Origin of the sequence: Bacillus cereus group sp. BfR-BA-01309, assembly GCF_022664315.1 — a bacterium.
In the GTDB taxonomy this organism is placed as follows: domain Bacteria; phylum Bacillota; class Bacilli; order Bacillales; family Bacillaceae_G; genus Bacillus_A; species Bacillus_A mobilis.
This window is the reverse complement of the sequence record NZ_JAKUHE010000002.1, coordinates 611238-627174: the sequence shown is the minus strand read 5'-3', so window position 1 is coordinate 627174 and position 15937 is coordinate 611238. Positions and strand designations below refer to the sequence as shown.

Here is a 15937-nt window from a genome sequence, read left to right as displayed (position 1 = left end):
AAATTTGCCAGACTTCGTTTAAGTTTGTATGCTTAAGCGGAGTCTTTTTTCCTTTTTAACAGGGAGAAAAACGAGGGATTTACAATTGCGGAAAATCTCTGCAATTGCATCTAGATGTATTGTAATATAAAATAGTTGAACAGGAGTTTAATTTATTATGGAGGTGCTATGTCTAGTATGAATACGAATGAAAGAATCGTACCCCTCCTACCATTAAGAGGCGTTCTCGTATATCCAACGATGGTTCTGCATCTTGATGTAGGACGTGATAAATCGATACAAGCACTAGAGCAGGCGGCAATGGATGAAAATATCATCTTTTTAGCGATGCAAAAAGAAATGAATATCGATGATCCGAAAGAAGATGACATATATAGTGTAGGTACAGTGGCGAAAGTGAAGCAAATGTTAAAATTGCCGAACGGAACGCTTCGTGTCCTTGTAGAAGGTTTACATAGAGCTGAAGTAGTAGAGTTTATCGAAGAAGAAAATATAGTGCAAGTTTCCATCAAAACGGTAACGGAAGAAGTGGAAGATGATCTAGAAGAGAAGGCTCTTATGCGTACATTACTGGAGCATTTCGAACAATATATTAAAGTTTCGAAAAAAGTTTCAAATGAAACATTTGCAACGGTAGCTGATGTAGAAGAGCCAGGAAGATTAGCTGATTTAATTGCTTCTCACTTGCCGATTAAAACGAAACAGAAACAAGAAATCTTAGAGATTGTATCTGTGAAGGAACGATTACATACACTTATTTCAATTATTCAAGATGAACAAGAGTTACTTAGTTTAGAAAAGAAAATTGGACAAAAAGTGAAACGTTCAATGGAGCGCACGCAAAAAGAATATTTCTTACGTGAGCAAATGAAGGCGATTCAAACTGAACTTGGCGATAAAGAAGGTAAGGGCGGGGAAGTTGAAGAACTTCGTGAGAAAATTGAACAGTCGGGAATGCCGAAAGAAACAATGAAGGCTGCACTGAAAGAATTAGATCGTTATGAAAAGTTACCAGCAAGTTCTGCGGAGAGCGGTGTTATTCGCAATTATATGGACTGGTTATTAGCTCTTCCGTGGACAGAAGCGACAGAAGATATGATTGATCTTGCTCATTCTGAAGAGATTTTGGACAAAGATCATTACGGTCTTGAGAAAGTGAAAGAGCGCGTACTTGAATATTTAGCTGTACAGAAGTTAACGAATTCATTAAAAGGACCTATCCTTTGCTTAGTAGGACCTCCTGGAGTCGGGAAAACTTCGTTAGCGCGTTCAATTGCAACATCATTAAATCGTAATTTTGTCCGTGTATCCCTTGGTGGTGTACGTGATGAATCTGAAATCCGTGGTCACCGTCGTACGTATGTTGGAGCGATGCCAGGACGCATTATTCAAGGTATGAAAAAGGCGAAAACAGTTAATCCAGTCTTTTTATTAGATGAGATTGATAAAATGTCTAACGATTTCCGTGGAGATCCATCAGCAGCATTACTTGAAGTGTTAGACCCAGAACAAAACCATAACTTCAGTGATCATTACATTGAAGAACCGTATGATCTATCGAAAGTTATGTTTGTAGCAACTGCAAATACACTTTCAAGTATTCCAGGTCCGTTGCTTGACCGTATGGAAATTATTTCGATTGCCGGTTATACTGAACTTGAAAAAGTGCACATTGCCCGTGAACATTTATTGCCGAAACAATTAAAAGAGCATGGCTTACGAAAAGGTAATTTACAAGTACGTGATGAAGCGCTTCTTGAAATTATTCGTTATTATACACGTGAGGCTGGTGTTCGTACACTAGAGCGCCAAATTGCAAAAGTTTGTCGTAAAGCAGCAAAAATTATCGTTACAGCAGAACGCAAGCGTATTGTAGTAACAGAGAAAAACATTGTTGATTTACTTGGTAAGCACATATTCCGTTATGGGCAAGCTGAAAAAACAGACCAAGTTGGTATGGCGACAGGGTTAGCGTATACAGCAGCAGGCGGCGATACACTAGCGATTGAAGTGTCTGTAGCACCAGGTAAAGGGAAATTAATTTTAACAGGGAAACTTGGGGATGTTATGAAAGAATCCGCACAAGCAGCGTTTAGCTATATTCGTTCTCGTGCAGAAGAGCTTCAGATCGATCCGAATTTCCATGAGAAAAATGATATTCATATTCATGTTCCAGAAGGAGCAGTTCCAAAAGATGGACCGTCGGCAGGTATTACGATGGCAACGGCACTTATTTCTGCACTAACAGGTATTCCTGTAAGTAAAGAAGTGGGGATGACAGGTGAAATTACACTTCGTGGTCGTGTATTACCAATTGGTGGTTTAAAAGAAAAAACATTAAGTGCTCACCGCGCGGGCTTAACAAAAATTATTTTGCCAGCAGAAAACGAGAAAGATTTAGATGATATTCCAGAAAGCGTAAAAGAAAACCTTACGTTTGTGCTTGCATCTCATTTAGATGAAGTATTGGAGCACGCATTAGTAGGAGTGAAACAATGAAAGTAACAAAAGCAGATATTGTAATTAGTGCTGTTAAACCAGAACAATATCCAGACAGTGATTTACCAGAAATTGCATTAGCAGGTCGTTCAAATGTCGGGAAGTCTTCCTTTATTAATAAAATTTTAAATCGTAAAAAGTTAGTACGTATTTCTTCTAAACCAGGAAAAACGCAAACGTTGAACTTTTTCTTAATCAATGAGATGATGCATTTTGTTGACGTTCCAGGTTATGGATATGCGAAAGTATCTAAATCAGAGCGCGCAGCATGGGGCAAGATGATTGAAACATACTTTACAACGCGTGAGCAATTAGACGCAGCTGTATTAGTAGTTGATTTACGTCACCAACCAACAAACGATGATGTGATGATGTATGATTTCTTAAAGCATTATGAAATCCCAACAATTATTATTGCGACGAAAGCCGATAAAATTCCGAAAGGGAAATGGCAAAAGCATTTAAAAGTTGTAAAAGAAACGCTTGCTGTTGAAATTGGCGATGAAATTGTTCTATTCTCTTCTGAAACAGGACTTGGAAAAGAAGAAGCGTGGAAGGCAATTCATAAAATGACAAAAACAAAAAACGCGTGACGAATGTCGCGCGTTTTTTTTATTTACTACATTTTTTTATTTTACGTTTAATGTAACCTCAATATTACCTCTTGTTGCTTTCGAATAAGGACATACACCGTGAGCAGCTTCTACAAGTTCTTGTGCTTCAGCGTGAGAAACGCCAGCAACGTGTACATCAAGTACAGCAGATAGGCCAAAACCACCGTCTGTATCTTTTCCGATAGAAACGTGAGCAGTTACTTCTGTGCTTTCTACTTTCACGCGTTTTGTGCGAATGACAAGTTGTAATGCACTATCAAAACAAGCGGCATAACCAGCAGCAAATAGTTGTTCTGGATTCGTTGCCTCTCCGCCTGCACCACCTAGTGCTTTCGGCATTTTTACATCAAGATTTAATATGCCATCATCTGAAACTACTTTTCCGTTTCTTCCACCTGTAGCAGTTACTGAAGCAGTATATAATTTATCCATGTTTATTCCCCTTTTCTATCATTTATTGTTTTCATTGTTTCCATTAGTTTATTTAATTGAATTAATAAAGAACGATACTCTTGTTCTGTAATTCCTAAATTTGTTGCCATTGTTGTCGGCAACGAACAAGCCTTTTCTTTTAAATCTTTACCTTGTTCTGTTAATTCAATACAAACTTTGCGCTCATCTTCTTTGGAACGAACGCGTATTACAAGATTTAATGATTCCATTCGTTTTAACATAGGTGTTAACGTACCGGAATCTAAAAATAGACGTTCTCCAATTTCTTTTACTGTTAGTCCATCTTGCTCCCATAGTACGAGTAAAGTAATGTACTGGGGATACGTAATACCCATCTCTTCTAAATATGGTCGATAAAAGCGGGTCACTTCTTTAGAACAGGCGTAAATGGAGAAACAAAGTTGATTATCTAGATGTAAAGAATTCTCTGTCATACATAGCTCCTCTCTGATTAAGTTGTGCACAATTTAATTTTGTAAAATCAATATAACGGAAAAGAAATACAATGTCAAATACATTGTATTGAGAAAGTTTGTGCTACAATTTGGAACAATCATACATATTTTCCTTCATGATGAAAGAAGATAGGAAAGATGATGTTATAATTCATATGGAATAGTTTCCATCACTTGATTATGAGTGCTTTTTTTGGTAACGTACAAATAGAGTTATTAATTTATAATCATTATAAAGTAGAAAGTCTTTATTAATTTTACTGAATCTCCTTTATTACATACGGAGAATAAATAAAAAATAATCGGTTGTTCACACGATTGTCAGATTCATAAGAGGAAAGTTGTATTATGATAGTAGATAAAGTGATAAAACGGGTGAAGGGGGACATGCTGCGTGCATATTCTTGTTGTTAGTGTAAATTATCGAACAGCCCCTGTAGAATTTCGTGAGAAACTCACATTTCAGGCAGCAGAGCTAGAGCAAGCAATGACTACATTACAAAATCAAAAGAGCGTGTTAGAGAATGTCATTGTATCCACTTGTAATCGCACTGAGATTTACGCTGTTGTCGATCAATTACACACGGGACGGTATTATATTAAGAAGTTTTTAGCTGATTGGTTTCAGCTTGAAATAGAGGAAGTCGCACCATATTTAACTATTTTTGAACAAGATGGTGCAATAGATCATTTATTCCGCGTAACGTGCGGTTTAGATTCTATGGTAGTTGGAGAAACGCAGATTTTAGGTCAAATAAAAGATAGCTTTTTAGAAGCGCAACAAGTAAAAGCGACAGGCACAATTTTTAATGAGTTGTTTAAGCAAGTGGTGACGTTAGCGAAACGTGCGCACTCAGAAACGACAATTGGTGAAAGTGCGATGTCTGTTAGTTATGCTGCTGTTGAGCTTGGGAAGAAAATATTCGGCGAGCTAACAGATTGTCACGTACTTATTCTTGGTGCTGGTAAGATGGGTGAACTGGCACTACAAAACTTATATGGAAGCGGTGCTCGAAAAGTAACAGTTATGAATAGGACGTTTACGAAAGCGGAAGTAATGGCTGAGAAATATATGGGACATGCAAAGCCTTTAAGTGAATTACAATGTGCATTATTAGAAGCAGATATTTTAATTAGTTCAACTGGTGCATCGGAGTATGTCATTACGAAAGAGATGATGACAAAGGTAGAGAAAATGCGCTCTGGTCGTCCGTTATTTATGGTTGATATTGCAGTGCCGCGTGATATTGATCCAGCGATTGATGAACTAGAAGGTTCTTTCTTATATGACATTGATGATTTGCAAGGAGTAGTGGAAGCAAATCGTGCTGAGCGTTTGAAAGAAGCAGAGAAAATTCAATTTATGATTGAAGAGGAAATTGTTTTATTTAAAACGTGGTTAAGTACACTAGGTGTTGTTCCGTTAATAGCAGCTCTTCGTGATAAGGCACTTGCTATCCAAAGTGAAACGATGGAAAGTTTGGAACGCAAAATACCGAATCTTAGTGATCGTGAGAGAAAAGTAATTAGTAAGCATACGAAAAGTATTATTAATCAATTATTAAAAGACCCAATTTTAGTAGCGAAAGAAATAGCTGCTGAAGAGGGAGCAGACGAAAAATTAGCGTTATTTGCAAAGATTTTTGATTTAGAAATGGAAGACGTAGAGAGTAGTGCGGAAGAAGTAGAACATAAAAGAGCGTGGACACCATCCGTTCCATCTTTATAATTTGGAAGGATGATCGGATGAGTTTTTTAAATAACAGTATTATTTATCATATTGCAATTATTTTATATGCTTGTAGCATTAGTTTATATTTTATAGATTATTTCCAAAGTAACCGAAAGGCGAACCGATTTGCTTTTTGGTTACTTTCGATTGTATGGGTTCTGCAGTCTATCTTCATGTTACTTCGGGCTACTGATTCAGAAACGAACCCTATATTAACTTTACTATCAGGGATTTATTTTTATGTTTGGCTATTGATTACGATGTCGTTAGTCATTAATCGATTTATGAGAATCGACTTTCTAGTCTTTTTTACAAATGTTGTCGCATTTGGCGTAAGCGCTTTTTCTATTTTTACACCGCTCGGAAAGATGTCGCCGGTACTTGCGGAGCAATTAGTTTCGGAACTTGTATATGTACACGTCGGTATGGCTATTATTTCTTATGCAACTTTCACTGTATCGTTCATTTTTTCTATCATGTATTTATTACAATATCGCCTATTAAAAAAGAAAAAATGGAATGCGAGATTAAGAAGGTTAGGGAATTTACCGAAGCTAGAATCGATGTCTTACGGATTAAATTTATTTTCTGTTCCATTTTTCTTACTAGCTATTTTATTAGGATGCATATGGGGATATACGAAATTGGACAATTTCCATTGGTATGATACGAAAGTGATCGGATCTTTTGTCGTTCTATTTGTATATTGTGCTGGTCTATATTTACGAGTGGCAGATGTGTTGCAAGGAAAGAAAATCGTACAGTGGAACATCGGAGCATTTCTCGTAATGCTAATCAATATTTTTCTATTAAGCAGTTTATCCAACTTCCACTTTTGGTATTTATAATGAGGAGAGAGAATTATGCGCAAAATTATTGTAGGGTCACGAAAGAGTAAATTAGCATTAACGCAAACAAACTGGTTTATTGATCAGTTAAAGGCGCTAGGTTTACCATATGAATTTGAAGTGAAAGAAATTGTCACAAAAGGTGATGTTATTTTAGATGTTACTCTTTCAAAAGTAGGCGGAAAAGGCTTGTTTGTGAAAGAGATTGAACATGCGTTACTTACGAAAGAAATTGATATGGCTGTACATAGTATGAAAGATATGCCGGCCGTGCTTCCAGAAGGATTAATGATTGGTTGTACACCGAAGCGTGTTGACCCTCGTGATGCTTTTATCTCAAAAAACGGAGCATCGTTTAAAGATTTAGCAGAAGGCGCTATTTTAGGTACGAGTAGTTTAAGACGCAGTGCACAATTATTAGCTGCTAGACCAGATTTACAAGTGAAGTGGATTCGAGGAAATATCGATACACGTTTACGTAAATTACAAGAAGAAGATTACGATGCAATCATTTTAGCGACAGCTGGATTACAAAGAATGGGCTGGGATAATGAAGTTATTACAGAACATTTAGATGAGACGTTATGTGTACCTGCTGTAGGACAAGGTGCATTAGCGATTGAGTGCCGTGAGGATGATAAGGATTTACTACAGCTGTTAGCGCATATGAATGATGCAGTAACAGAAAGAACAGTGGCAGCAGAGCGAGTATTTCTTCATAAACTTGAAGGTGGATGCCAAGTTCCAATCGCTGGATATGCAACCCTTACAGAAAACGATGCAATCGAATTAACAGCTCTTGTCGGTTCTATGGACGGTTCTGTTTTATTGAAAGAGACAGTAGTAGGAACTAATCCAGAGGAAGTAGGATTAGAGGCTGCGGACCGTTTAATTAAACAAGGCGCAAAAGAACTCATTCTTGCTGCAAATAAGGGGCAGCAATAAATATGAACGCTCTCGCTGGCAAAACGGTATTGATTACACGTGCCCAGCATCAAGCAAAACAAATGAGTGTAGTGGTGAAAGAAAAGAGCGGAATTCCATTGGAAATTCCGCTTTTGCGTATGGAAGGTATGTCTCATAGACAGATTCAACATATAGCAGGGCAACTACATTCGTATGACTGGGTTATTTTTACGAGTAAAAATGGGGTAGCTTTTTTTCTAGATCGTTTGAGAAAGAAGCTCCCTGTAACGACTAAAATTGCTGCAGTAGGCGTGAAGACAAGGTTAGAGTTAGAAAAACGGGGCTATAAAGTGGACTTCGTTCCAACTTCATTTGTGGCAGAAGTATTTGCAGAAGAGTTTGTAAAAAAACTAAGTGGAAAAGAATGCATTTTATTTCCGAAAGGGAATTTAGCAAGAGATGTAATTCCAGTTGCACTTCGCGAAATTGGTGTTTCTCTAGATGAGCTAATCGTATATGGTACGAAAGAAAATGCAGAGAAAAAACAAGAGTTGATAGAAGCGTTAGAAGTAGGGAAAGTAGACATTATTACATTTACGAGCCCTTCAACTGTTACTAGTTTTGTTCGCTTACTTGAGGGTACAAACTGGAGAGAATGGACAAAAAAATGTACAATTGCTTGTATAGGGCCTATTACGGAAAAAGAGGCGAGCCTTTATTTTCCGCATATTATTATGCCGAAAGAGTACACTGTAGAAGCATTACTACAATGTATTTGTGAATCTATAAAGTGAAACTTTAATTAGTGGGTCTTACTGCCCGTAAATAGCGGGATAAAATAAAAGAATGGGGATAGAAATCTATGAACTCTTTACAATTTAATCGTCATCGTCGCTTAAGACAAAGTGGTAATATGCGTGCGCTTGTGCGTGAAACGTTTTTACATACGGAAGATTTTATTTACCCTATTTTTGTATTAGAAGGAGAAAACGTTCGTAATGAAGTGCCTTCTATGCCAGGCGTATATCAAATATCTTTAGATTTATTGCAGGCTGAAATGCAAGAGGTTGTTGATTTAGGTATTCGTTCTGTTATTGTATTTGGTTTACCTGCTGAAAAAGATGAAGTTGGATCATCAGCATATTGTGATCATGGAATTGTGCAACGTGCAATTCAGCAAATTAAAGGTGAATTCCCTGGGTTAGTAGTAGTTGCAGATACATGTTTATGTCAATTCACAAGCCATGGTCATTGCGGTGTAATTGAAGATGGTATTATTTTAAATGACGAGTCTCTTGCAGTTCTTGCGAAAACAGCTGTCAGCCAAGCGAAAGCGGGAGCAGACATTATTGCGCCATCAAACATGATGGACGGATTTGTAACAGCGATTCGCCACGCATTAGATGAAAATGGCTTTGGGCATGTGCCAGTAATGTCGTACGCTGTGAAATATTCATCAGCGTTTTACGGGCCGTTCCGTGATGCAGCGCACGGTGCACCACAATTTGGTGATCGTAAAACATATCAAATGGACCCAGCGAACCGTATGGAAGCATTCCGTGAAGCAGAATCAGATGTAATGGAAGGGGCAGATTTCTTAATTGTAAAGCCAGCTCTTTCTTACTTAGATATTGTTCGTGATGTGAAAAATAACTTTAATTTACCAGTCGTTGCTTATAACGTAAGTGGTGAATATTCGATGATTAAAGCGGCAGCGCAAAATGGTTGGATTAATGAAAAAGAAGTTGTACTTGAAAAATTAATTAGTATGAAACGTGCAGGAGCAGATTTAATTATTACGTATCATGCGAAAGATGCAGCAAGATGGTTACAAGAAGGAGGCGCTAAATAATGAAAAAGTTTGATAAGTCGATTGCGGCGTTTGAAGAGGCGCAAGATTTAATGCCTGGAGGCGTAAATAGCCCTGTTCGTGCCTTTAAGTCTGTCGGTATGAATCCGTTGTTTATGGAGCGTGGAAAAGGCTCTAAAGTATACGATATCGATGGGAATGAATACATCGATTACGTATTATCATGGGGTCCTTTAATTCATGGTCATGCAAACGACCGTGTTGTGGAAGCGTTAAAATCTGTTGCTGAAAGAGGGACAAGCTTCGGTGCTCCAACGGAAATTGAGAATGAATTAGCGAAGCTTGTTATTGAGCGCGTACCATCAATTGAGATTGTACGTATGGTTAACTCAGGAACAGAAGCGACAATGAGTGCGCTACGTTTAGCTCGTGGTTATACAGGCCGTAACAAAATTTTGAAATTCATCGGTTGTTACCATGGTCATGGTGATTCGTTATTAATTAAAGCGGGTTCTGGTGTGGCGACGTTAGGTTTACCAGATAGCCCTGGTGTACCAGAAGGTGTAGCGAAAAATACAATTACAGTAGCGTATAACGATTTAGACAGTGTGAAGTACGCTTTCGAACAATTCGGTGATGATATTGCTTGTGTCATCGTAGAACCAGTAGCAGGGAATATGGGTGTTGTTCCTCCGCAGCCAGGATTTTTAGAAGGTCTTCGTGAAGTAACAGAGCAAAACGGTGCATTACTTATTTTTGATGAAGTCATGACAGGATTCCGAGTTGCTTATAATTGTGGACAAGGTTATTACGGTGTAACACCTGATTTAACTTGTTTAGGTAAAGTAATCGGTGGTGGCTTACCAGTAGGAGCATACGGTGGTAAAGCAGAAATTATGCGACAAGTTGCACCGAGCGGACCGATTTACCAAGCAGGTACTTTATCAGGTAACCCACTTGCAATGGCAGCAGGTTATGAAACGTTAGTACAGTTAACGCCAGAATCATATGTAGAATTCGAGCGTAAAGCTGAAATGTTAGAATCTGGCTTACGTAAAGCGGCTGAAAAACATGGCATTCCGCATCATATTAACCGTGCGGGTTCTATGATTGGTATCTTCTTTACAGATGAACAAGTTATTAATTACGATGCAGCAAAATCTTCAAACTTAGAATTCTTTGCAGCTTACTATCGTGAAATGGTAGAGCAAGGTGTATTCTTGCCGCCATCTCAATTCGAAGGCTTATTCTTATCGACAGCACATAGTGATGCAGATATTGAAGCGACAATTGCAGCGGCTGAGATTGCCATGTCAAAATTAAAAGCTTAATTGAATAAAGAAAATCGCTCTCCATAAGGGGGGCGATTTTTTTTATTCATAAAGTCAGCTTTCCGTACATAAATCTGTAATGACATATAGTTTGGGAGGGGGAAAAGAAGTGGCAACAGATCATTCATTACGTTTTTCATTAAAAGAATCTGTTTGGTTCCAAAAAGGACAGGAAGTCGAAGAACTTTTGTCAATTTCGTTAGATCCAGACGTTGAGATAGAAGAGCTTGATCATGAAGTTATCGTGAGAGGGCAATTAGATTTAACGGGAGAGTATGTTGCAAGGCAAGATGATTCGGCTTATTCATTAAGAGATCTATCACCAGCGAAGTCAATTGATTATGTAGAAACAAGAGAAGATGGGGTTAATGAACTTGTTCATTCCTTTCCGCTTGAAATATCAATTCCGAGAAATCGTGTGAAAGTAATTGAAGAACTATATGTATCTATCGAGGAATTTGATTATGAATTAAAGGAAAATGGTTGCTTACAATTATTAGCGGATATATCTATTACAGGTTTATGTGATGAAGAAAGAATTGAGGATGAAGAGGAAGAAACGGCGTATGCTGAGTTAGAAGATGATTTAGCGCAAGAGTATGAAACTAGACCAACGCCGCACGTAGAAGAACCAGCTTATAAGGAATCAGATGAGTGGGAAGATTACGCATTTGAACCGTTCCAACTAGAAGAAAGAAAAGAGCAGGAAGTAGAGGAAGAGGAAATAGAAGAACATGAATTTGTAGAGCGTGAAGAAGAGAAAGAAACAACGCCGCAATTTGAATTGTTCGGACGAAAAGATTTTAAGAAAGAGAAAGAGAAAGAGAAAAAGCAAGAAGAGCAAGAAGAAGAAGCCTACTCACAGCGAGATGAAAATGCGCTTTATTTAACGAAAATATTTACGAAAGAACCAGAAGAAGAATTTGCAAAGTTAAGAATGTATTTCGTGCAAGAAGGAGATACGATCGAATCTGTTGCAGATCGTTATGAAACGTCTGTACAAAACTTATATCGTGTCAATCAAACAGAAGATATATATTTAACTGCAGGGCAAATTATTTATATTCCTGTTTCAAGAGCAAAAGCGAAATAAGTGAGTGCTTTCACTCACTTATTTTTCTAAAGGCTATGTTTTGAATAGAAAGGGTTATTCGTATGGATATGGAATTACGAAATCGCTATGAACCCATTGTAAGGCAATATAGATTGGATACGCAGCATATGGAAGAGCACGGAAGTGTAATGAAAATTTACACGAATCAAGGTCCATATGCACTCAAGAAAATAGAAGGCAGAAAGTTAGAGCGGAATAACTTTCTGCATCATATTCAATATTTGAAGGAGAAAGGTTTTTCGAATTATGTACCTATATACCATGCGACGGATGGAAATTATATTTTAAATGACGGTACGTATAATTATTATTTAATGCCGTGGTTAGAACGTGCGGAAGGGAACGGCGAGGATAATGATCAATACCATAAAATGTTCCAGACTCTCGGAGCGTTGCATCAAAAAACGGTAAAAGAAGAAACGTATACAGAAGAAGATTTAGAGAAACATTATACAAATATATCCGATCGTTGGGAAAATGATGGTGAGATGTTAGAAGAGTTTCTTGTAGAATCTGAAGCGAAGTGGTATATGTCTCCGTTTGAATTGCAATATTGTACGTATTATCATCATGTGATGAGGGCGCGTGAGTTCGCAACGAAGCAATTAAATGAGTGGAACGATGCGATGAAAGAAAAAGAAAAAACACGTATTACTTTTGTGCATGGTAACGTATCACTTAATCATTTCTTATTTGATTATGAACGGAACGGCTATTTTATTAGTTTAGAAAAATCGAAGTTTGCAACACCGGTGCAAGATATAGTAGGGTTTTATTCTAGGTCGTTAAACACATATCCAATTGCGCGAAGTGATCGGTTTGAATGGTATCAAATGTACCAAAAAAATTTCCCTTTTACGAAAGAAGAGCAACTACTCATGTTTGCGTATATGACGTATCCATCACAATTTATTCGGCAAATCCAGTCTTATAAGAAAAGAAGAGAGAGCCGTAATGAGGAAAATGAACTTCTTGGAGTAAAGAGCTTGCAACAATCGCATTGGCTCGTTAGCAATATAGAATATTTCCTTTCGCAATTACAAGCTGCCCAGCAAGGGAACGGATAAAAAGATAAGTAGTATCCTCTACTTATCTTTTTTGTGCGTCAAAAAATTCGTAGTCTTAAATTTATCTTGACGAATAGGGTTTCGTTTTTTACACTATTGTATATAATAATTAACAATCATATAAATGCCTTGAAGGGGAAGAGTATAACAAGAAACGTCTTCAGAGAGGAGAATCATTAGCTGGGAGATTCTCTAGATAGTTATGTTAGAAGGTAGCCCTGGAGCATCTTTTCTGAACGGAATAGTTCTCATTAGGAAAAGACGGATTTGTCCGTTATCAAATTAAGAGTATAAGCAAATTCTGAATTTGTTTGTAAATAAAGGTGGTACCGCGATGTCCCTCGTCCTTTTTTGGATGAGGGGCATTTTTTATTTTAAGGAGGGAAAATAATGTCAAACACGGAAAAGAATTTACCAACTAAATATGATCATATGTCCGTTGAAGAAGGCCTTTATCAGTGGTGGTTAGAAGGCAAATATTTTGAAGCAACAGGAGACGAGAAGAAACAACCGTATACAATTGTAATTCCACCTCCGAACGTAACTGGTAAGTTACACTTAGGTCATGCTTGGGATACAACTCTTCAAGATATTTTAACGCGTACGAAGCGTATGCAAGGATACGATGTATTATGGCTTCCAGGAATGGACCATGCGGGTATCGCAACACAAGCGAAAGTAGAAGGGAAACTTCGTGAAGAAGGTATTTCACGTTACGATCTTGGCCGTGAGAAGTTCCTAGAAAAAGCTTGGGAATGGAAAGAAGAATACGCGTCTCATATTCGTCAACAATGGGGGAAAGTTGGTTTAGGACTAGACTATTCTCGCGAGCGATTCACATTAGACGAAGGTTTATCTGATGCAGTTAATAAAGTATTCGTTCAATTATATGAAAAAGGCTTAATTTACCGCGGTGAATATATCATTAACTGGGACCCAGCAACACGCACAGCCCTTTCTGATATTGAAGTAATTCATAAAGAAGTTCAAGGTGCATTCTACCATATGAACTATCCGTTAACAGATGGTTCTGGTCATATTCGTCTTGCAACAACTCGTCCAGAAACGATGCTTGGTGATACAGCAGTAGCAGTTCATCCAGAAGACGATCGTTACAAGCATTTAATCGGAAAAACGGTTACACTTCCAATCGTAGGCCGTGAGATTCCGATTATTGCTGATGAATACGTAGAAAAAGATTTCGGAACAGGCGTTGTAAAAATTACACCAGCTCATGACCCGAATGACTTTGAAGTAGGTAACCGTCATGACTTACCACGTATCTTAGTAATGAACGAAGATGGATCGATGAATGAAAAGGCTGGTAAGTATAACGGCATGGATCGTTTCGAATGTCGTAAAGCGTTAGTAAAAGACTTACAAGAAGCGGGCGTATTAGTAGAAATCGAGCCTCATATGCATTCAGTAGGTCATAGTGAGCGTAGTGGTGCAGTTGTTGAGCCTTACTTATCAACACAATGGTTCGTAAAAATGGCTCCACTTGCTGAGAAGGCAGTAGCGCTTCAGCAAAAAGAAGAAGAGAAAGTAACGTTCGTACCAGAGCGTTTCGAAAACACATATTTACGCTGGATGGAAAATATTCATGACTGGTGTATTTCTCGTCAGTTATGGTGGGGACACCGCATTCCAGCTTGGTATCATAAAGAAACTGGTGAAGTATACGTAGGTACAGAAGCACCAGCAGACATTGAAAACTGGAATCAAGATAACGACGTACTTGATACATGGTTCAGTTCAGCGTTATGGCCGTTCTCAACACTTGGCTGGCCGGATGAAGATGCAGCAGACTTTAAACGTTACTATTCAACAGATGCATTAGTAACGGGTTATGACATCATCTTCTTCTGGGTATCTCGTATGATCTTCCAAGGTTTAGAGTTTACAGGCGAGCGTCCATTTAAAGATGTATTAATTCACGGGTTAGTTCGAGATGAGCAAGGACGTAAAATGAGTAAATCTCTTGGTAATGGTATTGATCCAATGGATGTTATCGAGAAGTACGGTGCAGATGCAATGCGCTATTTCTTATCAACGGGAAGTGCGCCAGGTCAAGATCTACGTTTCAGTATGGAAAAAGTAGAGTCTACTTGGAACTTCATTAATAAAATTTGGAACGCATCACGTTTCGTATTAATGAACATGGATGATATGAAGTATGAAGAAATCGATTTAACTGGTGAGAAATCAGTAGCGGATAAGTGGATTTTAACTCGCTTAAACGAAACAATCGAAAGCGTAACGCGTAACATGGATAAATATGAGTTCGGTGAAGCTGGTCGTTCATTATACAACTTCATTTGGGACGATTTCTGTGACTGGTACATTGAAATGGCGAAACTTCCACTATACGGTGAAGATGAAGCAGCTAAGAAAACAACTCGTTCTATTTTAGCTTACGTATTAGACCAAACAATGCGTCTATTACACCCATTCATGCCATTCGTAACAGAGAAAATTTGGCAACATTTACCGCATGAAGGCGAGTCTATTACAGTAGCAGCGTGGCCAACAGTTCGCGAAGATTTACAAGATAAAGAAGCGGCAGCAGAAATGCACCTTCTAGTTGATATCATTCGCTCTGTTCGTAACATCCGTGCAGAAGTTAATACGCCAATGAGCAAAAAAGTTCAAATGCAAATTAAAGCAAAAGATGAGGCTGTACTTGCTCAACTTACAAAAAACAGTTCTTACATTGAGCGTTTCTGTAACCCAAGCGAATTAATAATTCAAACGGATTTACAAGCACCAGAAAAAGCAATGACTGCAATCGTATCAGGTGCAGAGTTATTCTTACCGTTAGCTGATCTTATCAATCTTGATGAAGAGAGAGCACGTCTTGAGAAAGAATTTGAGAAGTTCGACAAAGAAGTAGAACGTGTACAGAAGAAACTTTCAAACCAAGGTTTCGTAGCGAAAGCTCCTGCAGCAGTTATTGACGGAGAGCGTGCGAAAGAGCAAGACTACCTAGAAAAACGTGAAGCAGTTCGCCAACGTCTAGCAGATCTTGAAAAGTAAAATGTTTTTTAGAGACTCACTATATTGGTGAGTCTCTTTTCTTTGCGTATAATAGGAGTATGAAAGTTGTCT

13 protein-coding genes and 1 other annotated feature are annotated in these 15937 nt (G+C 38.1%); of the genes, 11 read left to right on the top strand and 2 right to left on the bottom strand.

Annotation, left to right across the window (positions count from 1 at the left end):
• Positions 1–168 precede the first annotated feature (168 nt).
• The gene (gene lon, locus MR115_RS06885; RefSeq protein ID WP_242240572.1) at positions 169–2499 is read left to right on the top strand and encodes an endopeptidase La; all 2331 of its coding nucleotides are present in this window, start codon (positions 169–171) and stop codon (positions 2497–2499) included.
• The gene (ysxC, locus tag MR115_RS06880; RefSeq protein WP_000869114.1) at positions 2496–3092 is read left to right on the top strand and encodes a ribosome biogenesis GTP-binding protein YsxC; all 597 of its coding nucleotides are present in this window, start codon (positions 2496–2498) and stop codon (positions 3090–3092) included. Before lon ends, ysxC begins: the two co-directional genes overlap by 4 nt.
• A 36-nt stretch (positions 3093–3128) precedes the next feature.
• Here the strand turns inward: ysxC and MR115_RS06875 are convergent, their stop codons facing one another.
• On the bottom strand, positions 3129–3545 hold the full coding sequence (locus MR115_RS06875) for an organic hydroperoxide resistance protein (protein ID WP_061677128.1): 417 nt from the start codon (positions 3543–3545) through the stop codon (positions 3129–3131).
• Positions 3546–3547: 2 nt separating this feature from the next.
• Entirely contained in the window at positions 3548–4000 is a 453-nt protein-coding gene (locus tag MR115_RS06870) for a MarR family winged helix-turn-helix transcriptional regulator (protein WP_071720603.1), read from the bottom strand.
• A gap of 415 nt (positions 4001–4415) precedes the next feature.
• On the opposite strand from MR115_RS06870, the gene hemA reads away from it, so the two are divergent.
• The 9 genes from hemA (at position 4416) to MR115_RS06825 (ending at position 15865) form a co-directional block, all read left to right on the top strand.
• Entirely contained in the window at positions 4416–5750 is a 1335-nt protein-coding gene (gene hemA, locus MR115_RS06865) for a glutamyl-tRNA reductase (protein WP_063261285.1), read from the top strand.
• A 17-nt stretch (positions 5751–5767) separates the two neighbouring features.
• On the top strand, positions 5768–6601 hold the full coding sequence (locus MR115_RS06860; RefSeq protein WP_000008998.1) for a cytochrome c biogenesis protein: 834 nt from the start codon (positions 5768–5770) through the stop codon (positions 6599–6601).
• Between the two features lie 15 nt (positions 6602–6616).
• A complete protein-coding gene (hemC, locus tag MR115_RS06855; protein ID WP_242240570.1) occupies positions 6617–7546 on the top strand; it encodes a hydroxymethylbilane synthase in 930 nt (309 codons plus the stop codon).
• Positions 7547–7548: 2 nt separating this feature from the next.
• Positions 7549–8301 carry a uroporphyrinogen-III synthase gene (hemD, locus tag MR115_RS06850; protein WP_242240568.1) on the top strand — a complete coding sequence of 251 codons (753 nt, stop codon included), beginning with the start codon at positions 7549–7551 and terminating at the stop codon, positions 8299–8301.
• Positions 8302–8369: 68 nt separating this feature from the next.
• Positions 8370–9359: a porphobilinogen synthase gene (gene hemB / locus MR115_RS06845; RefSeq protein WP_242240566.1), complete on the top strand. Its 990-nt coding sequence runs from the start codon at positions 8370–8372 to the stop codon at positions 9357–9359.
• Positions 9359–10648: a glutamate-1-semialdehyde 2,1-aminomutase gene (gene hemL / locus MR115_RS06840; protein WP_242240564.1), complete on the top strand. Its 1290-nt coding sequence runs from the start codon at positions 9359–9361 to the stop codon at positions 10646–10648. The genes hemB and hemL overlap by 1 nt, the downstream gene beginning before the upstream one ends.
• A gap of 109 nt (positions 10649–10757) precedes the next feature.
• On the top strand, positions 10758–11741 hold the full coding sequence (gene spoVID / locus MR115_RS06835) for a stage VI sporulation protein D (protein WP_242240563.1): 984 nt from the start codon (positions 10758–10760) through the stop codon (positions 11739–11741).
• A 62-nt stretch (positions 11742–11803) separates the two neighbouring features.
• Positions 11804–12829 (top strand): spore coat protein YsxE, encoded by a 1026-nt coding sequence (gene ysxE, locus MR115_RS06830; protein WP_063261280.1) that lies wholly within the window; start codon positions 11804–11806, stop codon positions 12827–12829.
• Positions 12830–12949: 120 nt separating this feature from the next.
• Positions 12950–13181: a binding site (T-box leader), on the top strand.
• Between the two features lie 38 nt (positions 13182–13219).
• Positions 13220–15865: a valine--tRNA ligase gene (locus MR115_RS06825; protein WP_097818286.1), complete on the top strand. Its 2646-nt coding sequence runs from the start codon at positions 13220–13222 to the stop codon at positions 15863–15865.
• The last annotated feature ends 72 nt before the right edge of the window (positions 15866–15937 follow it).